The sequence below is a fragment of the Nostoc linckia z4 genome (genome assembly GCF_002608075.1).
Classification (GTDB): domain Bacteria; phylum Cyanobacteriota; class Cyanobacteriia; order Cyanobacteriales; family Nostocaceae; genus Nostoc; species Nostoc linckia.
In genome coordinates this window covers 24,850-48,901 of record NZ_LAHA01000038.1, presented here as the reverse complement: position 1 = coordinate 48,901, position 24,052 = coordinate 24,850, and the positions used below count along the sequence as shown (strand labels likewise).

Here is a 24,052-nt window from a genome sequence, read left to right as displayed (position 1 = left end):
CAAGAACCACGAAATAAATAATGAAACTCAAAACATTATCATTAATTGCTGGAGCGATCGCTTTAAGTTTAAGTGCAACTTCCTTTGCTGTAGTAGCTCAAACAGCTTCTCCCTCACCCCTGCAACTCGCACAAACTCCACAAAAACCAAAGGGCCCCTGGGCAGAATTAGGGCTAACCGATGCACAAAAAAACCAAATTCAGACAATTCGCCGAGACAGTCGCGCCAAAATTGAAGCAGTTTTCACTCCAGAACAAAAAGCAAAATTAGAAGCTGCTAAGCAAGCGCGTCAAGCTCAGCGCCAAGCCGGTCAACAAGGTCAACGTCAACCCGGTCAGCGTCGCGGTGGATGGAAGAACTTTGCAGAATTAAATCTCACTGAAGCACAAAAAACTCAAATCCGACAAATCCGAGAATCCGAAAAACAACAAGTTCAAGCAGTTTTAACCCCCGAACAGCGGCAAAAACTCGAACAAATCCAGCAAAACTTCAAACAGCGTCGTCAACAACGCAATACTCAATAATCTTGAACAATAGTTTGGGATGGGCAATATCGCCCATCTCATCCGAAACTAGCTCAGGATAGTAAATCCCACAACCATAAATGAAAAAGGAATCTAACCTACTTCCCACTCCCTTTTTCAAAATAAATTTATGATGCAACCTTCTACCGCTTCCCCAAATCTTTCTCCCCGCATACTTTGGATTTGAGATTTGGGATTAAGAATGCCTTTTATATCTCGGTTTTATTAATCCCTTAATATCAAAATTAAAAAATTATACAGACTTCTTGCAGAAGATGGGAAAGGAGAAACAATCGAACTCCTTTCCCTTTCCCTATTGGGGAATAAAACAGCCCTGCTGCTTTTTAAGGGTGTTGGGGTATCTAATATCATGTCATCACTCAACATGATTTTCAAATCAAACTAGAAATTTGAAAAATTTTAGGTTAGCCCAGTTGCATTAACTACTGTGAGTTGCTACTATAACAAACAGAACAAGAGTAGAAAAATCTCTTGACCCCTAAACCCCGTAGTGGTTTGGCATCGCTAAACCACTACTCCCCATATTTTTATTAGAAGCTAGTCAATTACGGGAAGGTTCCCCATTTCCCATTACCCATTCCCTACCTTGAATCTAGCTTTTTTATCATGTCTAAAGAATTTTCTATTGGTAGTAAAGTCCGCGTTGTAGCACTACCACCTTACGTCAAAACTGCCGAACCTATGCCCATGCTCCGCCCCCCTGATGTGATTCACATTGGTGAGGAGGGTACAGTCATTGACCGGAGACCAGGTGGATATTGGGGTATTCGCTTTGCTAAAGGAGCCTTTCTCTTAGATAGCCAATACATCGAAAGTACAGATATCCCTCTTGAATCTGAATCACAGTGAGATTATTAGTAACCAGCAATTGTAAACTTGTGTAAAGTTGTCATTCTGGTTTACACCATGATTTCCCGCCGCACTTTTATAAGCGTATTACTTGCCAGCTGTATTTCTATTATTAGCTGGCTGAATTTTATCCCTACAGCTAATGCTCTTGGTGGTAAACTTCCTGCAATTAATCAACCCGCACCAGAATTTACTTTACCAACTAACACAGGTGATGGTAAGATTTCCCTCTCTGATTTTCGTGGTAAGTGGGTAGTTTTATACTTTTATCCCAAAGATTTCACCTCTGGTTGTACTATAGAAGCTCGTCGTTTTCAGGAAGATTTACCGAAATATCTGGCAAAAAACACTCAAATTCTTGGTGTCAGTGCTGATGACATTGATTCCCACGCGAAATTTTGTGATTCAGAGGGACTAAAATTTCCTCTGTTAGCTGACACTGACGGTTCGGTGAGTAAAGCTTATGGTTCGTGGTTAAGTTTCTTATCTATGCGCCACAGTTTTATTATCGATCCTCAAGGGATTTTGCGCGAGACTTTTGTGAAAGTTAACCCCACTATTCACAGTTCAGAAGTACTAGCACGACTAGAAAAATTACAATCGGTGTCTTCTTAGGGACTTCCAAGAAATTAATTACCACTACTTGTGGGGTGGACATACGCCTTAATTTTGATCGACAAGTATCAAAGACTCGTTGGTGAATATTAAAGACTTTTGCAGATGAGGGAGACAAGGGAGACAAGGGAGACAAGGAGAATAATTCCCAACTCCCAACTCCCAACTCCCAACTCCTAACTCCCAACTCTTAACTCCTAACTCCCAACTCCTAACTCCCAACGCCCAATTTCTGTGACAATGGTTAAGAGTAAGCCGGAATAGAGTATTCAAGCTACTCATGAGTGATTCTCAAAACAGTTCTTTGTCAAGCCAACCTGTTCCATTTTCTTTTGATTGGTTGCAGGCTTTTTGGAAATTCTCTCGCCCGCACACGATTATTGGTACTAGTCTTAGTGTGTTGGGTTTATATTTAATTGCTATTGCTGTTAGTGGAGATGTGATTCATCGCGTCTCTACGAATTCTCTACTGCCTTTGTTGGGGGCATGGATTTCTTGTTTGTGTGGCAATGTCTATATTGTGGGGCTGAATCAATTAGAAGATGTGGAAATTGACAAGGTTAATAAGCCCTATTTACCTTTAGCTTCTGGGGAATTTTCCCGAAAAACTGGGCAATTAATTGTCGGAATTACTGGCATTTTGGGGCTAATTATAGCTTGGCTAACTGGGCCATTTTTGTTCGGTATGGTGGCAATTAGTTTGGCCATTGGGACTGCTTATTCTTTACCGCCAATTCGTTTGAAGCAATTTCCGTTTTGGGCGGCGCTGTGTATTTTTTCGGTGCGCGGTACGATTGTGAATTTGGGATTATATTTACATTACAGTTGGGCATTTGAGCAAAGCCAAACAATTGTACCTGCGGTTTGGGCGCTGACGTTATTCATTTTGGTGTTTACCTTCGCCATTGCCATTTTTAAAGATATACCCGATATTGAAGGCGATCGCCTTTACAATATCTCTACTTTTACTATCCAACTCGGCACCCAAGCTGTGTTTAATCTCGCTCTTTGGGTGATAACTGTGTGCTATTTGGGCATAATTTTAGTTGCGGTGCTTGGTGTCGCCTCGGTTAACCCGATATTTGTGGTGATTACTCATTTAGGATTGCTGCTTTGGATGTGGTTACGGAGTTTCAGGGTAGACTTAGAAGATAAAAGTGCGATCGCCCAGTTTTATCAATTTATCTGGAAACTCTTTTTTATCGAATATCTGATTTTTCCCATCGCCTGTCTTTTGGCTTAGACAATGTTAGAAAACTTGCAAATTAATTCTATTATCGCCGGAATCATAGTTACTATAAGTCTGGTAATCCTTGGATATTTCGCTTGGAAAACTTTGATTACCTCAGATTTATTTCAAAAAGGCATCAATCTCGCTCAAGCAGAAGATTATGAAGGTGCAGAAGCCGCTTTTCGCAAAGTTATTGCCCTCAATTCTACTAATGATGTGGTGCGCTTATTTCTTGGCGATGTTTTAAATCGCCAAAACCGAGCAGCAGAAGCTAAAGAATTATTTTGCGAAGTAATTAACCGCAGCCCGAAAAATCCCGAAGCTTACTTGCGTCTAGCAAATGTCTTAATGCAAGAAGATAAACGAGAAGAAGCAAAAAATAATTTACAACAAGCTAAAGATTTATTACAAAAACAACGCCAACCAGAAAAAGCCGCCAGAATCGCTAATTTGTTGGAAAAAATGAATGCGAAAACTAGAAATGGGGAGTAGGTAATGGAGAATAATATGAAAAATTGCATATAGGAATCTGGTTTGATATGTGAAGTGATTTGCGCGGTGAGGCAATAGGTTTTCAGAGAATCTAGGTGTACGGGATTATTTTCACCCAATCAAATAGGAGTTATATATAAAAAAATACGGCTCAGATAAGCCTGTTTTTTATTACCCTATTCCCTGTTCCCTATTCCCTTACTCCATAAAAAAACTTTCTTAACACCAAGCGTATTGGCATATAAAATAGGTAAATTAATAACAATGGTAAAAATCAATAATTTCCTGGCTATAGCTATTGTTTGCTGGGGTTTGAGCGGTGCGAATGTTGCTTTTGGGCAAGAAATTGACACTGTTTTAGCAACAGTTAAAAACTCTCTTCAAGCTACGCTTCCTCATAATAAAAAAGCACTAACAAACTTTGAACAAGGAGCCAATCTCTACAAAAAAGGAGATTTAAAAGGAGCAGAAGCGGCTTTTCGCCAAGCAATTGCAATAGAACCAAAATTTGTCGAAGCTTATGTAGCTTTGGGAAATACCCTTGATGATGGAGGTAAACAACAAGAAGCCATTGCCCAATATCAAAAAGCCATCAGCATCGATCCTAAATTTGCCAAAGCTCACTTTTTCTTAGGAAATGCTTTCTACGTTCAAGGTAAATTTTCAGAAGCCATCGCCGAATACAAACAAGCGATTAACTTCAATCCCCAAGATGCAGCAGCTCACTATTATTTAGGAAATGCTTTTTATGCTCAAGGGAAGTCAGCAGAAGCAATGGCAGAGTATACAACAGCCATTCGCCTAGAGCCGAAAAATGCCGCAAGTTATAACGCCTTAGGAAATGCACTGTACGCCGAAGGCAAACTAGAAGAAGCCATCGCCCAGTACCAACAAGCCATTAGCATCGATCCTCAAGATGCAGACGCTCATTATAATTTAGCAAGCGCTTTTTACGCCCAAGGCAAACTAGACCAAGCAATAGCCGACTATACCGAAGCAATTCGCCTCGATCCCAAACACGCACAAGCTTACACCGGTTTAGCAAACGCAATGGACGATGGAGGTAAACCCCAAGAAGCCATTGCACATTATAAAAAAGCCATTAGCCTTTTACCAGATTATGCCTACGCTTACTATAATTTGGGGATTACTTTGGGAAGAGAACAACAAACACAAGAAGCGATCGCTAATTTCAAAAAAGCCAGAGAATTATTCCAAGCCGAGGAAAATAACGAGATGGTTGAGCAAATCGATGGATTGATTAAAAAAATTGAGGCGAGTGGTGAGTAGTGACTGGGGAGGTGGGGAGGTGGGGGGATGAGGAGATGGGGGAGATGGGGAGATGGGGAGATGGGGAGACAGGGGAGATGAGTTTTTCTCCTCTGCCCAATGCCCCATGCCCAATGCCCCATGCCCCATGCCCCATGCCCAATGCCCAATGCCCCATGCCCAATGCCCCATGCCCAATAATAAAGGTAAAGTCTATTTAGTAGGTGCTGGCCCTGGAGATGTGGCTTATCTGACGGTAAAAGCTTACAATCTCTTAGCCACTGCTGAGGTGTTAGTCTATGATGCTTTGGTAGATGCTCAATTATTGCAGTGCGTAGCACTTGATTGTTTGAAAGTGGATGTGGGTAAACGCGGTGGTAAGCCCAGTACCAGTCAAGCACAAATTAATCAGTTACTTGTAAATTACTGTCAACAAGGGAAACAAGTGATCCGGCTCAAATCAGGAGATCCTTTTGTTTTTGGGCGTTGCACTTCGGAAATTGAAGCAATGATGGCATCCGGTTGCGATTTTGAAGTGATACCAGGAATTTCTTCAGCCCTGGCTGCACCATTATTGGCAGGAATTCCCCTCACAGATCCGGTTTTAAGTCGTTGTTTTGCAGTGTTTACAGCCCACGAAGTAGAGGCTTTAGATTGGGAAGCGCTATCGCGGTTAGAAACACTGGTAATTTTGATGGGAGGGCAACATGTAGGGGAAATTGTACATCAGTTGTTGCGATATGGGCGATCGCATTTAACACCCATAGCCATCATCCGCTGGGCAGGAACTCCACAGCAACAAATTTGGACAGCAGAACTAGGGAATATTTGCGAACAAATCACCGGATTATCCCTTTCCCCAGTGGTAATTGTGATTGGCGAAGTTGTTGGGCTACGGAAGTACTTGCAACCTGAGAATATATATAGAGAAAGGTACGCCAGTATTCCAAAAGCCCAACCTATGTCAACTAACCCCCCTCTCTCTCCCTCATCTCCCCTTCCCCTTGCTGGCAAAACAATCCTGGTGACACGTTCAGTCGGACAATCAAATCAATTTAGCAATCGTCTCATGGCTATAGGTGCAACTGTCATCGAAATGCCTACCTTAGAGATTGGCCCCCCTTCGAGTTGGGAAAATTTAGATAATGCGATCGCTAGTTTATCTAACTTCCACTGGTTAATTCTGACTTCCACCAATGGCGTAGACTACTTTTTTGCCAGATTAATTGCCCAAGGTAAAGATAGCCGTGCTTTGGCTGGCATCAAAATTGCCGTTGTTGGTGAAAAAACAGCCCAAAGTCTCAAGCAATATTCTCTGCAACCAGATTTTATTCCCCCCAACTTTGTCGCCGATTCTTTAGTGGAAAATTTCCCAGAAGAATTATCTGGTAAAAAGATTTTATTTCCCAGAGTTGAAAGCGGCGGCAGAGAAGTTTTAGTTAAAGAATTGACAGCCAAAAAAGCAGAGGTAATAGAAGTAGCCGCATATCAATCTTGTTGTCCTACTAGTATCCCACCTGCCGCACAATTAGCACTGCAAAATCATAAGGTAGATGTAATTACCTTTGCCAGTTCTAAAACTGTACAATTTTTCTGCCAACTTACTAAAAATATATTTGGAAGCAACTCTAACAGCAGTCAATTCTTAGATGATGTTTGTATTGCCTCCATCGGCCCTCAAACTTCCCAAACCTGTTATTCCTTATTCGGACGTGTAGATGTCGAAGCCCAGGAATACACTTTAGATGGTTTAACAGAAGCACTGATTCTGTGGGGAATGGGGGATGGGGGAATAGAGGGATGAGGAAGCAGGGGAGAAAATCTTCTCCAATGCCCAATGCCCAATGCCCAATGCCCAATGCCCAATGCCCAATGACTAAACGCATAATCGGCTTAACTGGTGGTATTGCCACAGGTAAAACCACTGTCACTAATTATTTAGCTAGCACTTATAATCTGCCGATTTTAGATGCAGATATTTATGCCAGGGAAGCAGTATCACTGGGTTCGCCTGTTCTTGACGCCATCGCTAAGCGTTACGGGCAAGAAATTTTACTAGCAGATGGGAATCTCCATCGCCAAAAGTTGGGCGAAATTATTTTTAATCGAGAAGATGAACGCAACTGGCTAGAGAGTTTGATTCATCCTTATGTGCGCGATCGCTTTGTTGAAGCTATTATCCAATGTTCTTCAGAAATCCTGGTGTTAGTAGTGCCTCTGTTATTTGAAGCTGGGATGACTGATTTGGTTACAGAAATTTGGGTAGTACATTGTTCTCAAGAACAACAATTACAGAGATTGATGCAACGAAATCATTTAAATCAACAACAAGCACAAGTTAGGATTAATAGTCAACTATCCCTCGCAGAAAAAGTGGCTCGTGCAAATATTGTTTTGGATAACTCTTCCAGCCTAGAAGTATTACTAAAACAGGTAGATATGGCCGTCAAAGCCCCAAGTGTAAACTAGAAATATATTTATTTTAGAAAAAGACATATACACTAAATTTTGCAGACATAAAATCTTCTGTGAATAAATCTTAACAAATTCCGTGAAAATTGCTAAATTTAGCCAATCTTATTAAAGAATTCGGTGATTTTACAGTTGAATCTGCTGTTAGTAATACTGTAGATTTAAATTGTTAATCAATAATTAGCCACTACCGTCTCTGGTGTTGTACTAGATGCTCAAGATTGCCAGAAAATCAAGTAATTCATCAATACGATATTCAAAAATTAGTAGTGACATCAAAGGACTTTTCACCATAAGATAGAGTTGATGAAAAGTTAAAACTTAATAAAACTTAGCCATTAATTATTAAATTATATTAAATTTTAATTTAATTTTGACATGAAGTATATGAATTTAAGTGTTAGCTTCTTCAATAAGTTAGTCCTGGTAACCTCTCCACTAAAAGAATTCAAACAGCAGACTAAAATACATGACTATAGCCAACAAGTCAGTGGAAGCGACTACATCTTTGAGCGACTCAATGAAGGAACAATAGGCTACATGACTGGAGTAGGGAACGGTATTAAAGCTAGCGATCGCATCATCCTACGACAAGACAATAAATCTTATCAATATCAAATCGAGGAAATTGATTACTATTCCTATCCGTCTGACATGTGGATGGCTTTACTCAAGCAAGTACATTAATAATTAGAGTTATATCGATTCGCTGTTCAACAAACGCATACATAAATTTTTTCAGAAGTTGAGACTCTGAACTTTTGGAGTTTGATTTTCATTTATCTTACTTATCAATTCTCAATTCTGCTTTATCCGATCTATATTGAGCAGAAAATGAGCTACTAAGGTATTCCTTTCGTAGGATAATAAGTAAATATGTAACAGATTTGAGTTATCGCGATCGAGATGCATTACAGAACCATCAACTGCTAAGCGATGATGATCTATCCAGCGTTGTTGGGAATCTAGTAACACACTGAAGAAGGGACTCACATCTGGATGATTTTTGGTTAATTCTTCGTAGCTTTGATAAAAGGGAGGTATGCCAATTCCCATTGGCATATATAAGCCTTTAGGATACTCTTCCACAGGTAGTTGAGGAAGGTTTTTCAGATTTACACCACTGATAAATAATTTATTTTGTTCGCCGTTGTTAGTATCTGTGAAAACTAACTCAATTTCGTCAAAATTTGACTTAACACCAGTTGGTTTCACGATTCTCCAAATTGCTTTTTCAAATTTTCCTATTCTCCAGTATTGATTTCCCCAAGGCTTGTTTTGATTGTATAATCCCGGTGGCAGAAAACTGGCAAATTTGATTTGATGATGATTTTCATATAAATCTCTCCAAGTTGTGATATTAGTTGCTAGGGTAGTCCTGACTTTTCTACTTTGTTCTCCAGCTACAATTATCCTTTCATCTAGTGGAAATTGAGTAGCTATTTCTTTTTGAGCGATTACATTTCTCAGCAGTTCGGTGTTAACGATTGTCCCACTTGGATCTTGCCAGTGTTCTAATCTCCACCAGTGACGCCAATAAGAAATATTGTTAATTTTTTCAAAAACATTTTTATAATGTCCCATTGGGAAAGTAAACCAACTCTGATAATAAAGAGTTTTATTATTTTCATCTTTATTGAATAGCAAAATTTCCCAATATCCTGCATTTAAACAATTGTTAGCCAAAGCAACCTCAACGAGGTTTTGTTTTTCAAAACCATCTCCTCCAACAATTTCTATATTTGGGGAATTTGCAGGAAAACTAATTTGCTGTCTGTTCCATTCTCTATCTGTAAAAGCTATTAATTCTAAACCTTCATCTTGTTTAACCCAGGCAGGTACTTTGGGAACTAATAATTCTAAATCAATGTTTTTAATAACTATTTTTGCTGTTTTTTCATCTGTTGGTTCTAAAACAAAATCGAAATGGGTATCGTCTTTTTTGGTGATTGTTAACTTTCTGTGTGAATATCTTTGAAAATTTTTCCCTAACAAAGCGGGATTTATAGGATAATCAACATTAGATAATTCCTTTAATTTGACATTCATTTTATCTTGAAATTCATATCTGGATTGAAACCAAAAACCACCGAATCCCACCAAACCTACACTGAGAATCAGGGTACTAAATAAAATTTGTTTCTTTGTAACTCTAAAAACTCTAAATTGATTTTTGCCAGATAGGGGAAAGCCTGCATCTTTTTCTCTTGCGGAAGGATTTTTCATGAGACAAATTCCTCTATATGAGAAGTTTGATTAACAGAATACAGTTCTGTTAAAATGATTTTCCATTTATCTTAAATAAATTCACAATAATCTACAGTTAAAGGTCAAGATAGTGGAGGTAAGGGAATAGGAAACGGGGAACAGGGAAGAAGAAAAAACAGGTCTGTCTGAAGTGTATTAAGTTAAAGGTGCGTTAGCCTGCGGCATAACACACCCTACAAAATTTCATGGCTTATGAAATAACAATATTGGCGTTAGTTGTTTGAATCTTGATTTATATTTCTCCACCAACAACTACATCTCGAATTCGGAGACTAGGGCCGCCACAGCCTACCGATAAGCCGTTTTGTCCTCCCTTTCCACAACCACCGGATTCATCCCAATAAAAGTCATCACCAATTGCTTCGATATCAGCTAAAGTTTGGAATACATTTCCCGACAGTGTGACATCGCGTACAGGTTCGGCAATTTTGCCGTTCCTAATCATCCAGGCTTCCCCAGCGCTGAAGGTGAACATTTCGCCGTTGGTCATTCCACCCAACCAATTGCGGGCATAAACTCCTTCTTTGATACCAGTAAATAAGTCTTGCACTGGTGTTTTACCCCGTTCAATCCAGGTGTTTGTCATGCGTACAATGGGGGCAAAGTGATAGTTGAGACAGCGGGCATTCCCCGTAGGTGTTTCGTCTAATTTGCCTGCGGTTTCACGAGAATGCAAACGTCCAACTAAAACGCCATCTTTAATTAGTTGAGTGGTGGTGGCAGGAGTGCCTTCATCATCGTAAAAATAGCTACCGCGATGTCCTTCTGGGGCAGCACCATCAAAAATTTGCAGTTCTTCTGGGCCAAACCGTCGCCCAATGGTCATGACTTCTAATAAATCTGGGTTTTCATAAGCCATATCTGCTTCCGAAAGGTGTCCGAAGGCTTCGTGGACAAACAAACCAGTGAGAATTGGGTCAATGACTACGGTGTAGGTATTGCCTTTGACTGATGGCAGAGATAAAGCTGCGATCGCTCTTTGAGCTGCACTTTGGACTTGTTCGTCCAAGTTAGTTAAATCTTCGTAGGCTTTGCGAGAACCGGTGGTTTCTCTACCAGTTTGGACAGTTTCGCCATTTTTAGCGGTGGCGGCAAAGCGCATTTCCATATCCACCCAAGATTGTTCTATAAAAGTGCCCTCAGAGGTGGCGATGATTACTCTTTGGGCGCTGTCTCCATAGCGCACCGAGGTAGTGGTAATTCTGCGATCGACACTTTTGAGCAATTCTGTGTAGCGATCGCATAATTGTTTTTTCTTGGAAAGTGAGATTTTTCGCGGATCGGTGCCGACCAGAGGCAGATTGCATATTACTTGCACCGGGTCAATGGGTGCGAGTAAAGTTTCTTCATCGCCAACCATCCGCGCCGCAGCAATGGCTTCTTCGATACGATCCTTGATTGTGGAAAGTTGGTTAAAGCAACTCAACCCCCATCCACCTTTATAACAAGCGCGAATATGTCCGCCAATTGAGATGCCTTCACTGAGGGTTTCTACCTTGTCGCCACGCAACAAGATATCAGTCCCTTCTGCTTCTTCAAGGCGAATCATCAGATAATCCACACGTTCTGAATAACGGGCAATGAGGTCAGAAAGTAAATTTTGTGCGTCAGCAAGTGTAGTCGGCATTTCCAGGTAATAATAATGACGAACTGCATTTATTCTGCAATTATTTGGAAATTTCCGCTACTCAATTTTCCAGTTCAGTGATGAATGCAAAAATGCAACAACTTCCTAAAACAGAGGAAGAAACTCTATTCGGTCTTGATACTCGTTATCAAGGGAACCCTCAGCTATCAAAAATAACTGCTCAAGATTTTCACCAACGCTTAATTTTGGATTCAGGATGAATATTCCAATGATCTGCCAAATGCACTGGCATCGATTTGCGATTGTTTGTGACTAGAATACATTCATGTTCTTCACACCAAAGCAAAATTTCTGGGTCTAGAGTTCCTTTTTTTGGAGTAGTTAAGTCTCCCACTGCCATTACAAATAAATCGGGCTTGAGACGGCGAAGTTGAATTGTGTAAACTTGGATCGACATTCTCATCTATGAGATATTTGAACGCCATCACCTTGAATCGCCATTTTTTCAGCTTTTAATTTTCGTAGTTTCTCTACAACTGGGTTGGGATTTTGGCGTTGTTCTTCTCTCATGCGTTCACGAAGTGACTCTGAAAGAGTATCGCCCCACTCTAGCCAATCCGTCATGTAGGCATCTACCGCTTGTTTATTATGCAAGTAGTAGAGAATGGTTGCATAGACTTGTTCTAAAGTCAATGAGGTGTAAGTCTTGGCAATCTCTTCTGGAGTTTTAGCACGGAAGAGGTAGTCAAACAAAATCGTTTCAATTCCTACCCGTGTACCCTGGAGTCGAATATCATCAGGAGCTAGAAAGTTAAAGTAGTCTTCAAGTTGCATAGTTAGCTAAGACTGATGGTATATATTCTGCGATCCTAGCATTGGTCTAATTTGAGCGATCGCTCATCGTCAATCATCGATAGTTTAATGGGGATGTAGTGCGATCGCTTCTTCAGCATAAATATAAAGAAGGAAATCATCGTTGCATTACTCTCAACCGCTAATTGAGATAAAAATAAATACTGCTGCGATCGCTTCTACTTGAAAAAGATTTATCTTATCTATTTTGGTATATAAACATAGTTATTTTGCTCTAGTCCACCAGCGTAGTATCTTCAAATTAGATTCTATTTCCTGCCAACAGTTTGCTGTAGAATCTGTTTTTTTCAGTGTTTCCAGTGTTTTAGCTACATAGTCTAAATTTGCCAGTCCTAGCTGTTTTCTTAGTTCATTATCAACTTGAATATCTTGCTTAAAATATTCCAAATGATTGGGTAACTCTCCTTTTTCCCTGGTTGGCATATTAGGGATTTTATTAAGTTGTTCTTTAATTTTATCTACTGCCTCAATTGCTTCTTTTGGGCTTGGCTTTTTAGCTTGTAATTTTAAATCTTCTTGAGAGAAATCTTTTTCTTTTCCAGAGGGATCTAATTTGACTTTAACTTGTGGGTCGGAGAAGACTGAAAATATTCCGTTATAAACTTTATCGTCAATTACTTCGCCTTGTCCATTCGGAGTTATTACCTTATCGCCTTTTTCAATGTTCATAATTGGTATTGCCCCTAAATTTAGTTATTAAATAACTACCTATTGATGTAGGTTTTTATTTATTTTAACTTTCATTGGGGTTGAATATGTAACGAAAAATAAAAATATTTAAGACAATGGCATTTCACGCACATCTGCTTTTGCATCCTTGCAAATCCTTATATTGCTTGAGTTTCATTCATCTGGAAGAGAATCAACAAGTCAACAAGTAAGCCCACATCGATCTGATTGTTAGATCGAGGAACATGCTAAATGACTAGTTTATAACCGCGCAGCACTATCAACTTTTCTGTTGTTGACGAACTTGAGCAGCTTTGTTTCCGTGAAACCGTCTTAGTCTAAAGTCCAGCCAAATAGGAATTTTGTTAAATAAAAAGAAAAAATTTATACAAGGTAGTATACAAGTAGTATACTTTGCTGTGTTGGTAAATCTTAGTAAATATACACAAAACTGTTAATCTAAAATTTTTCCCGTGAGTACTTTATAACATGACTTTGGAGGTTAAAATGGCAGACGAACCCACGATTAAATTCACTTTTGTCGTTGATGACGCAGATTTAGATGATGAGGAGCGGCAAAAAATAGCTAACAAGCTGCTACGGGAAATCCGGGAATTAGATGAAGTAGAGAAAGCCGAACGTACCGAAGATTTGAATCCAGAAGCGGGAAGCAAGTCAGCGTTTGCCACCTTAATAGGAGTGCTTACGGCTGAAGTGAGCATGAAGAATGTTAAAAGCTTTTTCAGTTTTTTAAGCGATCGCCTAGCAGATAAACCCATCAAAATCAATCTCAAGGTTGCAGCGGAATCTAAAGAAGTGAATATTGAAGTTAAAAGCCGAAAAGAGCTACAAGAAGCTGAGAGATTAGTAGAAAAGCTTTTAGAAAAGATGGATAGTGGAAATGTGTAAGAAGATAGCACTACTAATTGGAGTCAGTGAGTACGGTGAAGGTATCCCTTCCCTCTCAACACCTCTCAAGGATGTGGAAGCTATGCAGAAAGTTTTGCAAAACCCGAATCTGGGAGGTTTTGATCAAATTGAAAAGCTGCTGAATCCCGATTTGATTGAAATGCGAAAAGCAATTGTAAAGCGGTTTGAGAAAGCTAGTAACAATGATTTAGTATTATTATATTTCTCTGGTCATGGTTTTTTTAATCAAGATAACAAGCATCTTTATTTAGCAAATCGGATTACTACTAAAGATGATCTTAGAGCTACCAGTGTAGAAGCAAGTTTTATCCAGGAAGAATTCAAGTTACGCTCTACGCGTGGTGGTAAAAGGCAAGTTTTAATTATTGATGCTTGCTTTAGCGGTGCTTACGGTTTACAGGCAAAAGGTGATAGTTCTGTCAAGCTCAAAGAGCAGCTAAAACAGCAGCTAGGTGCTAAGGGAAGTGCGGTTCTCACTTCTTCCAATGCAACTCAAGAATCTTTTGAAAGACAAGACTCAACGCTTTCAATTTACACGCACTATCTAGTAGAGGGAATTCAATCTGGAGCAGCAAACAAAGACAATGATGGTAAGATTTCCATCCGTGAATTACATGGATACATCAAGGAAAAAGTTGAAGAAGAAAGCTGTGAGATGACTCCAGATATCTTCGTCGATGGCGAAGGCTATGATATTATCATAGCCAAAGCCTTAATAAAATTTCATGCTGAGGTTGTAAGAAATAAGCCATCCGAATTAGAAAGACTTATTAATATTCATTTTCCTCCAGATGAGTTAAATGAAGTTTTATATATTTGTAGTGATATATCTTACGAAGAATTTACTGGCAAAAACCGAGAGGAGAAAGTGAAGGCGTTAATTCTTAAATTGCAAGAGGAAAATTATACTAAAACTTTCATTGAAGAGATGAAGAAACGAAAACCTGATGTTTTTATTTAAATAAAAAATTATTATATATTCTCTTGCGTCTTATTTAAGGTAATTCAACCAGATAATCTTTATTTCCAATTTTCATATATTTCTTTTAATAGTTTGAGTGCGTCTAGCTCTGCAAACCTATCAATTAAAACTCTGATTTTTTCCTGCACTGTTGTTCCTATTTCTTCATATTTGATTTGTAAAATATCAGTAGCTTGTTTATTTCTATTGATTTCTTCTACAAAAGATTGTAAGTTTGTGTCGTTTCCAAAAAAATATTCTCTAAATTCTGCTCTCAAGTCTCTTACTTCTGACGAACTTATGAAAGTTGATTTTTTTGTTGATACCAGATTATTAGGCTGATTTAGAGTTTTTTCCGAGTTTTCTAAAATTGGGTTATTTAGTAAATTCTTTCCTATTAATGTGTTTTTCTCTTCTTGTTCTGTTTCAGGTGACATAGGCGATGAATTGTTATGTTCAACAAGCTTGAACGACAGTACATAACCTTCAGAATTGTCTAAATTCAATAACCAAGCTTTGCCAATAATATCGTTAATGTTCATAAAAAGCTGTTGGTTGCTACTCAAAATTGCAGCATCTCTTTACAAAAAACCTAATATTTCAATTTCAACTTTGGGATATATACAAATTTATTTCTAGGAGTTGTCAATCATAAATTGGATACACTCCTCTATCTTAGATATTATTTGTTGATCTTTAATTTTTTTACACTCTCTACAGAATTGGTCATCTTGCATGACTGCACTCAAAGCATCATCAGAACCACGCAAACTTCTATATTTTCCTCGTTGAATGGAATCTAGACATTGGTCAAAATAATCCCTTTGTGGTTTAGTTAATTTTACTCCTATCACTGCGATTGTTTCATGAAATTCATACGAATCCATAACTTTATTACTCCAAGTATTTTTTGATTACTAGATTTACTGGGCATTCAGGGTGTAAACAATGACGATGACATTGCAGCCTTTGTTGTTCGGCACGAATTTCATTAACGTGTTTCCTCAGTAGCTGCCAAATGCTTTTTAGGCGTTCGGTGGGTGAGGTAGCGTTATTATCATCGTCTTTTTTCAACAAACCTTCCTTAATCTTACCAGGAGATAGAAGAAATTCTACTCTTCCACTGTTTTCAATAATACCAAAATCTACATCTGCTGCTTTAATTACAGCCTGAACTACGCACTTAGAGCCGCATTCCTTACCGAAGATGCTTTGAATCTCTTCTAAATATTCATATCCTTCTTGATATTTTGAAGGGTAAAAAGGTTCAAAACGTTGAAAGTATTCGCTGCTTTTTTGAATAAATGTTAAACTCTCGTCGTAGCTAAATAAGAAGTCTTTACGCCGATAAACTGTTTGACTAACGCTCCCCTTGAGACGACGTAGTATAGTCAACTCCAGCCAAGTAGCAAATCCTTCATTTAGGATGATACTACTGTGATGCAGAGTTTCAATTGCTGATCTGTATTCATCCTCAAGAAAAAGTTGCAAGTAGGGAGATTTCAATCCTTCACGATCTACTTCGCGGAGCAATCCATGACGGTATAAGATGGCTAGTTGCTGCCCTACTTTTGTATGCTTATAAAAAAATCCATGACCGTATTTTTCATGTAGAAGTAAAGCTGCAATATTACCTTCTAGCCATGTTTGACCGTAACGCTCATCTCCTTCTATACTCTGAAAATTGTATGCTAATTGTTGCTCAAAGAATGGATGTTCTTTGAGAAGATGTGCTGCTAATTTTGGGTCGTAGGGAATACAACATCCATGTATAGGTGAATAAGTGGGTGCAATGAACTGTAGTAATTTTTCAACCAAGGGTGAAAAACGTTTATTTTCACTTCTGGCTGCTTGTAGAACTTCTAAAAGTTGCTCTTTGGTACTGTAGTTATAAAGGCGATTGACTTGTTCTTCAGGAGTCAACAATTCAAAGGGAATTTGTCGGATTTCTTCACTATCAAACTCTTGGCGTATTTGAGATACTTGATAATGGATTTCTGCTGCTAAAGGTGTCACTACGTCGCGTTGAATTTTTTCAATTTGGTTTTTTGCAGATGGATACGCATGAACCATGCGAGTAATTTTTTGGTTGATATCGTTGATATAAAGAGTAATTAACCAATCTCCTGGATCTAAGACTGTCAAATACCATCGTTTTGGTGATATTTGTTCTACTTTAATGTGAGTTAAAGGACACTCTAGTTGCATTTTTATGGGAACAGCTTTCGCATGGTTTTTCCAACGTGCGATCGCCTGTACTTCAAAAGTAACTCCGGTTTCGACAATTTCTTGAGCATTACCTTGAAAATTGAGGAATACAAGGTCAAACTCTGCATCGGGTACACACTGGAATTGAGCAACTGGAGCGAAAAACAAAGATGAGGTTTTATTGATTTCTGAGTTATCAGATTCGGGAATATCTATAGTTAATCTGAGAGTTTGCTGTCCTAGTTGCTGAGGAATAACAGTCCATCGTAGTTGAGTTTTGCCTTTACCAGGAAGAAAACGAATTTTTTTGATTGGTTCCTGAATTAGAACATTTGTATCTGACTCCAGAGTACAAGTAATATTTTCTAAACGTTGTGATTTTGGGTTGGCGATCGCAATTGAAAACTCTGCACTTTGTCTGTAAACTACTTTTGATAAAATCGTAGCATCACAACAGTCTAATAAATTTTTATAAGCCAGCCAATTAAAAATGTTAGATGCTAGTTTTCTGTTATTACTAGCATCGATATATTTATTGCTAAAAATTAAATAATTTCCTAAAATTACTACTCGTCCTGATTGATTGTCATTAGGAACTTCTAGAGCCGCCAATAAAGTTTTGCCAGTATCAGGCAAAGTAGCTATTATATCAACATTCGGATAAGAAGAATTGGGCAGTGTTTTGATATAAACAGGTTCTTTAATCTTTAATTGAGATACTTCAGAACTGAGATAGTGTGGCAGCAGATTCAAAACTTGCTCTGGAGGATAATTTAGTAACTCTTCAAAACGCAATCCAAAAGATTCTAATACCGCATTTATACTATCACCCTTATTGATAACAAGTGATTCTTGGTCACTAGCAATCAGAAGTGATTTTCCTTGCTTAACAAAACTTACTATTGCTTTTACTTCCTCTGGACTCAAACGAGATTTAGGAGCAGCCAGAATTAGCAATTGATATTCATTAAGTACCTGACGAGTCAGTAGTTCCTTTTGAAAGGAGATTGCATCATTTCCAAATAACTCTTTTACAACCTGATCGCACAGAATTGTCCATGCTTCTTTTGGAGTATTGTCTCCCTGCGACTGCGAGCAGGACAATTCCTCATGAAATTCATCAAATAGAACTTTTATCACTGGAGTTTCAAGTGGATCGACGAGTTTTTATTGTCTTAAGTACCATCTGAAACACTTAGTATAATAGATTTTTTGAACTTGGCAACTAGTTTATAAGTGCGATCGCATTCTTCTTCTGTAGCGATAACTTTAGGTTAAAACTCTACTATAAGTTAACTATCAATAGTTTTATTAAAAGCATTAGTCATAATCCTTTGCGTTCGTTCAGCAGTTTAGCGTAATTGGAGGATTTGCGGTCGTTATCAGAGACAATTTGTATAATAACTTACTTACCAATTGTCAAGTTGATTTTTTGGTCTTTATCTCATCTTCTATAATTGATAAAATCTGCTCAATTAATTTAGGCATGAGACTGTGACCGAATCAGGAAACTACAAAGATACTGTAAACCTACCCAAGACTAACTTTGAGATGCGGGCAAACGCCATCAAGCGGGAGCCGGAAATCCAAAAATTTTGGGAAGAAAATCAAATTTACCATCGCCTCTCTCAAGAAAACCCAGGCGAATTATTTATACTGCACGATGGCCCTCCCTACGCTAACGGCTCGCTGCATATTGGTCATGCCTTAAATAAAATTCTTAAAGATATTATTAATCGCTACCAACTCTTAAAAGGGCGTAAAGTTCGCTACGTCCCTGGTTGGGATTGTCACGGATTGCCCATTGAGTTGAAAGTTCTGCAAAACATGAAGTCAGCAGAACGGCAAAATTTAACGTCTTTGCAACTGCGACAAAAAGCCAAAGAATATGCCCTCGCTACGGTAAATGACCAACGCCAAAGTTTTAAAAGTTACGGTATTTGGGGTGATTGGGAGCATCCTTATTTGACGCTGAAGCCGCAATATGAGGCGGCGCAAATTGGCGTGTTTGGGCAAATGTTTTTAAAAGGATACATTTATCGGGGTTTGAAGCCGGTTCACTGGAGTCCTAGCTCAAAAACTGCTTTGGCGGAGGCTGAGTTGGAATATCCAGAAGGTCACGTTTCCCGGAGTATCTATGCGGCTTTCCCAGTTACGAGTTTGGGAGACGGGGTGAAGTCGCTGCTGGGGGAATATTTACCAGATTTGGGTGTGGCTGTGTGGACGACTACGCCTTGGACGATTCCGGCGAATTTGGCGGTGGCGGTGAATGGGGATTTGAATTATGCGGTGGTGGAGGTGGAACCCCACCCCCCAATCCCCTCCCCGCAAGCAGGGAGGGGGAGCGAGGAAGTTTCTTCTCCTTCTCAGTTAACGGGGGTGAGGTTCCGCTATCTCATTGTTGCTGCTGATTTAGTAGAACGTTTATCTTCAACGCTTGGTGTTGAGTTGACGGTAAAAACCACAATCAAAGGGAGCGATTTAGAACATACTACTTACCGTCATCCTTTGTTTGACCGGGAGAGTCCGGTAGTTGTGGGTGGGGATTATATTACTACTGAGTCGGGTACTGGGTTGGTACATACTGCTCCGGGGCACGGTCAAGAAGATTACATTGTTGGTCAGCGTTATGGTTTGCCCATTCTTGCGCCTGTGGATGATAACGGGAATTTTACTTCAGAGGCGGGAGAGTTTGCTGGGTTGAATGTGCTGGGTGATGGAAATCAGGCGGTGATTGATGCGTTGGCGCGTAAAGGTTCTTTGTTGAAGGAAGAAGCTTATCAGCATAAGTATCCTTATGATTGGCGGACGAAAAAGCCGACGATTTTCCGGGCTACTGAGCAATGGTTTGCTTCGGTGGAGGGATTTAGGGAGGAAGCGCTCAAGGCGATCGCCACTGTAAAATGGATTCCAGCCCAAGGTGAAAATCGCATCACGCCGATGGTGGCGGAACGTTCTGATTGGTGTATTTCCCGCCAGCGTAGTTGGGGTGTACCCATTCCAGTGTTCTACGATGAAGCCACGGGAGAACCGTTGCTGAACGAGGAAACTATCAACCACGTCCAAGGAATTATCGCCGAAAAAGGTTCCGATGCTTGGTGGGAACTTTCAGTGGAAGAGTTATTGCCAGAATCCTATCGTCAAAACGGCAAATCTTACCGCAGAGGTACAGACACAATGGATGTATGGTTTGATTCTGGCTCATCTTGGGCGGCTGTGGCGAAACAGCGTCCAGAGTTACGCTACCCCGCAGATATCTACTTAGAAGGTTCCGACCAACATCGTGGTTGGTTCCAGTCAAGTTTGCTGACTAGCGTGGCGGTGAATGACTGTGCGCCTTACAAAACTGTGTTGACTCACGGCTTTACTTTGGACGAACAAGGCCGCAAAATGAGTAAGTCTGAAGGCAATGTGGTTGACCCAAATGTAATCATTCAAGGCGGGAAAAATCAAAAAGTAGAACCGCCTTATGGTGCAGATGTTTTGAGATTGTGGGTATCATCGGTGGACTATTCCTCTGATGTCCGCATTGGGAAAAACATCATTAAGCAACTGAATGATGTTAGAGGTAAAATTCGCAATACAGCGCGGTTTTTGTTGGGTAGCCTTGATGATTTTGACCCAGAGAAAGATGCAGTACCTTTCGAGGAATTGCCAGAACTCGATCGCTACATGCTGCACCGCATCTTGGAAGTGTTTGAAGAAGTAACAGCAGCTTTTGATAGTTTTCAATTCTTCCGGTTCTTCCAAACAGTGCAGAATTTCTGCGTGGTGGATTTATCCAACTTTTATTTAGACGTTGCTAAAGATAGACTGTACATCAGTGCGCCCAATGCTTTCCGGCGTCGCAGCTGTCAAACGGTGCTGAAAGTTGCTTTAGAGAATTTAGCACGAGCGATCGCTCCAGTATTATGTCATACTGCCGAGGATATCTGGCAATATCTTCCTTACCAAACACCTTATAAATCAGTGTTTGAAGCCGGTTGGGTGCAGGTGGATGAAAAATGGCGCAATGATGAATTAGCCGAATTTTGGGAAACACTGCGAAAACTCCGCACCGATGTCAACAAAGTTTTGGAACAAGCCAGAATTGAAAAACTCATTGGTTCTTCCTTAGAAGCAAAAGCTTTGATTCACATCCCTCACAAACAGTTAGGCGATGCAATTAAAGCCTTTAACCCAGCTAAAGGTAACGGTGTTGACGAACTGCGCTATTTATTGCTGACTTCCCAAGTGGAATTATTAGATTCTGCTGAAGCACTGCAAGGATTAAAATATACAGCCGAGACAGAAGATTGGGTAATTGGTGTAGCCAATGCTGACGGCGAAAAATGCGATCGCTGTTGGAACTACTCCACCCACGTGGGAGAATCAAAGGAACATCCGCTAATTTGCGAAAGATGCGTTGCTGCTTTAGCCGGAGAGTTTTAACACAATCAAAGTTACAACTCTTGTACGCACAAATTATGTAACGTCAGGGCGATCGCACACTTCTTTCCGGGATGAGGCGATCGCCTTTATCATGCTTTTGTATAGTTTAATCTTTATACTTATTAACTAGTAAGTAGATAGTCATGATTAAATCTAAGATGTCATTGCGAGCGAAGCGAAGCAATCGCAAAGTCTCTGGGATTGCTTCGCTTCGCTCTCTACGAGACGCTACGCGAACGCAATGACAGAACATATTATATTTATTTATGTCCATCTACTTATCACCTTCCGCAAAACAGGCGAATACTATAGACGAGATGACGAAGTACACCACCAGCGATTATACGACACAGCAACGATCGCAAATGCACTCCAGCAGGTAGGCTTCGGGGTTCAAAGCACTCATAGTTATGGTGAATACAAACTATCGCCTGGTCATGCAGTGTTTATTGCAAGACGGTTGAATTAAGCCCAAAAAGGTTGGATTTCAAAATAGACTGCACTTTCGGGACGCAGCAAATTCTGATTATTCCTGCAAAATCCAGTAACCTGATAATGCGATCGCTTTTATTGTTCTAATTCTTCTCAGTGATTTATGGTAAAAGTTTATATATGTTTTTATTATACAACACATATATAGTATTAATACTGCGAACATTAATATTAATACTGTTAACTCTTCATTAAATTTCAATCAAACAGCCGTCATTTCAGCAATTAAAATCAATCAATAAAACTGGTAAGATTGCGACTTTCAATTGATATTGGGATTCCTTAGGATGAGAGTCGAAACGAACCTCAGATGTTCCCAGGAGTTCCCTTGAATAAGCAACTTTCTACTAACGCTTTAGTTATTTTCATTAGCTTGCTTGGAGTATGTTCTTCTGTCACCCCTGCTTCAGCTAAATTGACAGGGATAATCAAAACAGTTACAAACACTACAGTTACTCCAGTGGTAGAAAATGTAACTAAAACTACTAGTACTGTTGAAGTTGGAAAAAACGTTACCGCTACTGTCCAAGAGACAACTAATACTACCGTTGGTCAAGTAGCAGGAGCTTCAACCGATTCTACAACCACTGCAAAAGTAGACCCAAGTCAAATTGTACCGTCTTTAACTAACCCGACAGAGTTACTGCAAATCACTGGTGGAGCGGCCCTTGGAATTCAAAGCAATCAACAAAGTACTCAAGCTGATGCACAAGCCAACTTGGGAGTAGGAATCGGAGATTTTGCCACAGTAGGTATTTGTTTGGACGCCAATGCAACCTTAGGAATTTTGAATCAAGGTAGCTCAGCTAATTGTCCCAAAGACGTTGAAACCCCACCCCCACCAGCTCCGGTTGACACCCCACCCCTGACGGTTGAAACTCCACCCCTGACGGTTGAAACTCCACCCCTGACGGTTGAAACCCCACCCCTGACGGTTGAAACTCCACCTCTTAAGGTTGAAATTCCACCTATTGTAGTTGAAACTCCACCTCTTAAGGTTGAAACTCCCTATGTTCCTATTAAGATCCCACCCGTTAATGCTGAACCTAATTCTGTTCCCGAACCTACAACTTTTGGAGGACTTGTTTTATTGGGAGTTTACTTTATTTCCCGCCGTCGTCAAATCTCTTAATTGACAACACACATCAACAGTTAGAACAATTGTTAGGAGGTTAAAATAAAGCACATTTTGTCAATCAGTTAAAAAGCTCAAAATAGTTTAATGAAAATGATAATGGTGCGAGAGAAAGGGGCAAAGAGCGTTGCCCCCTTTCTATTTTAGATATAAGGTAAAAATGTAATTCAAATCACAGTCAACTACTTTTAAAACAACCTTTAAGGATTTCGTGCATTACGCTAAAGGCTAACGCTGATAACGATATAGCGTTTCCTAAGCGGCTGAGGTACTGAGTAAATCACTAATAAAATTAGGTAAGCCTCTGCGTACCTTTGCGTTTAACTCTGCGCTCCTCTGCGTTTAAAAACATTATTTCTGTACCTCACGTAACTAGGAATTGCTATAAAATAGAAAAAATTAAATTATCAAATCAGTCAATCAATTCTTAGAAAGACTCGATTATATCGGAGGAAATTAAATTTCTGGTTCCCTCCCCTTTACAAAGGGAGGGTTAGGGTGTGGTAAAGCCTGTTTTACTTTTTAATTCTGACTTTTACTGTACTATTTATTTGGTTGAGCAACTCGCGCTTCAATATCTTCCAAAGTTTGTAATAATAAACGCCTTGCTTGCAATTGCCAACCCCATTTTTGAATTCTGTAAGCTGCTACAGTCCCAGCTACAGCAGCTAACAAGGCTATGGGTTGATTTAAAGAAATTCCCAGCAATAAACCTAAGCCAGCAATTCCCCAAAATGGTAAGGCTACGGTTTGTCGTTGTTCTTCGACAATTTGAGTAATCATACTAGATTTATTTGTAGCTAATAATGCTTCTTTAACTTGCCGTTGTTCCGCCGCCGACACTGATAAACCTATTTTACGGCGTAGTTTTTCAATTTTCCGAGCATCAGTACTGTACTCAGTTAGCTCATCTTCTGCCATGAGCAGCAGTCTTTCTAATTGCCCCATTGTGGATTGTATCTAATATTGCGATACAGCTATTATCTCCAATAATTGCTATTTTTGGATTATGGCTTGGCATTTA

The 24,052-nt window shown here is 39.6% G+C and carries 24 protein-coding genes; 15 read left to right on the top strand and 9 right to left on the bottom strand.

Translation table 11 applies throughout. The features are described 5' to 3' along the window. Positions 1-20 precede the first annotated feature (20 nt). The 10 genes from VF06_RS25200 (at position 21) to VF06_RS25155 (ending at position 8,160) form a co-directional block, all read left to right on the top strand. On the top strand, positions 21-524 hold the full coding sequence (locus VF06_RS25200; protein ID WP_099071250.1) for a Spy/CpxP family protein refolding chaperone: 504 nt from the start codon (positions 21-23) through the stop codon (positions 522-524). 627 nt (positions 525-1,151) lie between these two features. Further along, on the top strand, positions 1,152-1,394 hold the full coding sequence (gene sipA / locus VF06_RS25195) for a regulatory protein SipA (protein WP_099071249.1): 243 nt from the start codon (positions 1,152-1,154) through the stop codon (positions 1,392-1,394). 57 nt (positions 1,395-1,451) lie between these two features. After that, a complete protein-coding gene (locus VF06_RS25190; protein WP_099071248.1) occupies positions 1,452-2,009 on the top strand; it encodes a peroxiredoxin in 558 nt (185 codons plus the stop codon). Between the two features lie 280 nt (positions 2,010-2,289). Next, complete coding sequence (locus tag VF06_RS25185) at positions 2,290-3,252, top strand: homogentisate phytyltransferase (protein ID WP_099071247.1); 963 nt, start codon at positions 2,290-2,292, stop codon at positions 3,250-3,252. A 3-nt stretch (positions 3,253-3,255) separates the two neighbouring features. Next, complete coding sequence (locus VF06_RS25180) at positions 3,256-3,732, top strand: tetratricopeptide repeat protein (protein ID WP_099071246.1); 477 nt, start codon at positions 3,256-3,258, stop codon at positions 3,730-3,732. Between the two features lie 264 nt (positions 3,733-3,996). Beyond that, the gene (locus VF06_RS25175; RefSeq protein ID WP_099071245.1) at positions 3,997-5,022 is read left to right on the top strand and encodes a tetratricopeptide repeat protein; all 1,026 of its coding nucleotides are present in this window, start codon (positions 3,997-3,999) and stop codon (positions 5,020-5,022) included. An 11-nt stretch (positions 5,023-5,033) separates the two neighbouring features. Further along, positions 5,034-5,222, top strand: a complete 189-nt coding sequence (locus VF06_RS41235; protein WP_143861994.1) for a hypothetical protein — start codon at positions 5,034-5,036, stop codon at positions 5,220-5,222. After that, a complete protein-coding gene (gene cobA / locus VF06_RS25165) occupies positions 5,192-6,805 on the top strand; it encodes a uroporphyrinogen-III C-methyltransferase (protein WP_099072965.1) in 1,614 nt (537 codons plus the stop codon). Before VF06_RS41235 ends, cobA begins: the two co-directional genes overlap by 31 nt. Positions 6,806-6,873: 68 nt before the next feature. After that, a complete protein-coding gene (gene coaE, locus VF06_RS25160) occupies positions 6,874-7,470 on the top strand; it encodes a dephospho-CoA kinase (protein WP_099072966.1) in 597 nt (198 codons plus the stop codon). 390 nt (positions 7,471-7,860) lie between these two features. Then, positions 7,861-8,160, top strand: coding sequence for a hypothetical protein (locus VF06_RS25155; RefSeq protein WP_099071764.1), 300 nt, complete (start codon positions 7,861-7,863; stop codon positions 8,158-8,160). Between the two features lie 111 nt (positions 8,161-8,271). Here VF06_RS25155 and VF06_RS25150 read toward each other — a convergent pair whose 3' ends face one another. The 5 genes from VF06_RS25150 to VF06_RS25130 all read right to left on the bottom strand — a co-directional run bounded on the left by VF06_RS25150 (position 8,272) and on the right by VF06_RS25130 (position 12,871). Continuing rightward, positions 8,272-9,699, bottom strand: a complete 1,428-nt coding sequence (locus VF06_RS25150) for a hypothetical protein (protein ID WP_099071748.1) — start codon at positions 9,697-9,699, stop codon at positions 8,272-8,274. A gap of 274 nt (positions 9,700-9,973) precedes the next feature. After that, positions 9,974-11,368: a TldD/PmbA family protein gene (locus tag VF06_RS25145; RefSeq protein ID WP_099071749.1), complete on the bottom strand. Its 1,395-nt coding sequence runs from the start codon at positions 11,366-11,368 to the stop codon at positions 9,974-9,976. Between the two features lie 190 nt (positions 11,369-11,558). Next, positions 11,559-11,786, bottom strand: a complete 228-nt coding sequence (locus tag VF06_RS25140; RefSeq protein WP_244918101.1) for a DUF5615 family PIN-like protein — start codon at positions 11,784-11,786, stop codon at positions 11,559-11,561. 2 nt (positions 11,787-11,788) lie between these two features. Then, complete coding sequence (locus VF06_RS25135; RefSeq protein ID WP_099071750.1) at positions 11,789-12,163, bottom strand: DUF433 domain-containing protein; 375 nt, start codon at positions 12,161-12,163, stop codon at positions 11,789-11,791. A gap of 243 nt (positions 12,164-12,406) precedes the next feature. Further along, positions 12,407-12,871 (bottom strand): hypothetical protein, encoded by a 465-nt coding sequence (locus VF06_RS25130; RefSeq protein WP_099071751.1) that lies wholly within the window; start codon positions 12,869-12,871, stop codon positions 12,407-12,409. A 507-nt stretch (positions 12,872-13,378) separates the two neighbouring features. Between VF06_RS25130 and VF06_RS25125 the strand changes: the two genes are divergently transcribed. Further along, positions 13,379-13,780 (top strand): hypothetical protein, encoded by a 402-nt coding sequence (locus VF06_RS25125; RefSeq protein WP_099071765.1) that lies wholly within the window; start codon positions 13,379-13,381, stop codon positions 13,778-13,780. Further along, a complete protein-coding gene (locus VF06_RS25120) occupies positions 13,773-14,762 on the top strand; it encodes a caspase family protein (protein WP_099071752.1) in 990 nt (329 codons plus the stop codon). Before VF06_RS25125 ends, VF06_RS25120 begins: the two co-directional genes overlap by 8 nt. A 59-nt stretch (positions 14,763-14,821) precedes the next feature. On the opposite strand, the gene VF06_RS25115 is transcribed toward VF06_RS25120, so the two are convergent. The 3 genes from VF06_RS25115 to VF06_RS25105 all read right to left on the bottom strand — a co-directional run bounded on the left by VF06_RS25115 (position 14,822) and on the right by VF06_RS25105 (position 18,110). Beyond that, a complete protein-coding gene (locus tag VF06_RS25115; protein WP_099071753.1) occupies positions 14,822-15,304 on the bottom strand; it encodes a hypothetical protein in 483 nt (160 codons plus the stop codon). Positions 15,305-15,397: 93 nt separating this feature from the next. Then, positions 15,398-15,649: a hypothetical protein gene (locus VF06_RS25110; protein ID WP_099071754.1), complete on the bottom strand. Its 252-nt coding sequence runs from the start codon at positions 15,647-15,649 to the stop codon at positions 15,398-15,400. Positions 15,650-15,656: 7 nt separating this feature from the next. After that, positions 15,657-18,110: a DUF4350 domain-containing protein gene (locus VF06_RS25105; protein ID WP_099071755.1), complete on the bottom strand. Its 2,454-nt coding sequence runs from the start codon at positions 18,108-18,110 to the stop codon at positions 15,657-15,659. Positions 18,111-18,464: 354 nt separating this feature from the next. On the opposite strand from VF06_RS25105, the gene ileS reads away from it, so the two are divergent. From ileS to VF06_RS25095, 3 genes are all read left to right on the top strand, one after another. Beyond that, positions 18,465-21,401, top strand: a complete 2,937-nt coding sequence (ileS, locus tag VF06_RS25100) for an isoleucine--tRNA ligase (protein WP_099071756.1) — start codon at positions 18,465-18,467, stop codon at positions 21,399-21,401. 241 nt (positions 21,402-21,642) lie between these two features. Next, positions 21,643-21,870 carry a hypothetical protein gene (locus tag VF06_RS39500; protein ID WP_143861648.1) on the top strand — a complete coding sequence of 76 codons (228 nt, stop codon included), beginning with the start codon at positions 21,643-21,645 and terminating at the stop codon, positions 21,868-21,870. A gap of 351 nt (positions 21,871-22,221) precedes the next feature. Beyond that, entirely contained in the window at positions 22,222-23,025 is an 804-nt protein-coding gene (locus tag VF06_RS25095; RefSeq protein ID WP_143861647.1) for a PEP-CTERM sorting domain-containing protein, read from the top strand. 546 nt (positions 23,026-23,571) lie between these two features. Here the strand turns inward: VF06_RS25095 and VF06_RS25090 are convergent. Continuing rightward, positions 23,572-23,976 (bottom strand): hypothetical protein, encoded by a 405-nt coding sequence (locus VF06_RS25090; RefSeq protein ID WP_099071758.1) that lies wholly within the window; start codon positions 23,974-23,976, stop codon positions 23,572-23,574. Positions 23,977-24,052 lie beyond the last annotated feature (76 nt).

Bases quoted from the DNA above. Each gene is read 5' to 3' on its own strand.
- VF06_RS25200 (WP_099071250.1), top strand. From the start codon at position 21: ATGAAACTCAAAACATTATCATTAATTGCTGGAGCGATCGCTTTAAGT.
- sipA (WP_099071249.1), top strand. From the start codon at position 1,152: ATGTCTAAAGAATTTTCTATTGGTAGTAAAGTCCGCGTTGTAGCACTA.
- VF06_RS25190 (WP_099071248.1), top strand. From the start codon at position 1,452: ATGATTTCCCGCCGCACTTTTATAAGCGTATTACTTGCCAGCTGTATT.
- VF06_RS25185 (WP_099071247.1), top strand. From the start codon at position 2,290: ATGAGTGATTCTCAAAACAGTTCTTTGTCAAGCCAACCTGTTCCATTT.
- VF06_RS25180 (WP_099071246.1), top strand. From the start codon at position 3,256: ATGTTAGAAAACTTGCAAATTAATTCTATTATCGCCGGAATCATAGTT.
- VF06_RS25175 (WP_099071245.1), top strand. From the start codon at position 3,997: ATGGTAAAAATCAATAATTTCCTGGCTATAGCTATTGTTTGCTGGGGT.
- cobA (WP_099072965.1), top strand. From the start codon at position 5,192: ATGCCCAATAATAAAGGTAAAGTCTATTTAGTAGGTGCTGGCCCTGGA.
- coaE (WP_099072966.1), top strand. From the start codon at position 6,874: ATGACTAAACGCATAATCGGCTTAACTGGTGGTATTGCCACAGGTAAA.
- VF06_RS25155 (WP_099071764.1), top strand. From the start codon at position 7,861: ATGAATTTAAGTGTTAGCTTCTTCAATAAGTTAGTCCTGGTAACCTCT.
- VF06_RS25150 (WP_099071748.1), bottom strand. From the start codon at position 9,699: ATGAAAAATCCTTCCGCAAGAGAAAAAGATGCAGGCTTTCCCCTATCT.
- VF06_RS25145 (WP_099071749.1), bottom strand. From the start codon at position 11,368: ATGCCGACTACACTTGCTGACGCACAAAATTTACTTTCTGACCTCATT.
- VF06_RS25140 (WP_244918101.1), bottom strand. From the start codon at position 11,786: ATGTCGATCCAAGTTTACACAATTCAACTTCGCCGTCTCAAGCCCGAT.
- VF06_RS25135 (WP_099071750.1), bottom strand. From the start codon at position 12,163: ATGCAACTTGAAGACTACTTTAACTTTCTAGCTCCTGATGATATTCGA.
- VF06_RS25130 (WP_099071751.1), bottom strand. From the start codon at position 12,871: ATGAACATTGAAAAAGGCGATAAGGTAATAACTCCGAATGGACAAGGC.
- VF06_RS25125 (WP_099071765.1), top strand. From the start codon at position 13,379: ATGGCAGACGAACCCACGATTAAATTCACTTTTGTCGTTGATGACGCA.
- VF06_RS25120 (WP_099071752.1), top strand. From the start codon at position 13,773: ATGTGTAAGAAGATAGCACTACTAATTGGAGTCAGTGAGTACGGTGAA.
- VF06_RS25115 (WP_099071753.1), bottom strand. From the start codon at position 15,304: ATGAACATTAACGATATTATTGGCAAAGCTTGGTTATTGAATTTAGAC.
- VF06_RS25110 (WP_099071754.1), bottom strand. From the start codon at position 15,649: ATGGATTCGTATGAATTTCATGAAACAATCGCAGTGATAGGAGTAAAA.
- VF06_RS39500 (WP_143861648.1), top strand. From the start codon at position 21,643: ATGACAGAACATATTATATTTATTTATGTCCATCTACTTATCACCTTC.
- VF06_RS25090 (WP_099071758.1), bottom strand. From the start codon at position 23,976: ATGGGGCAATTAGAAAGACTGCTGCTCATGGCAGAAGATGAGCTAACT.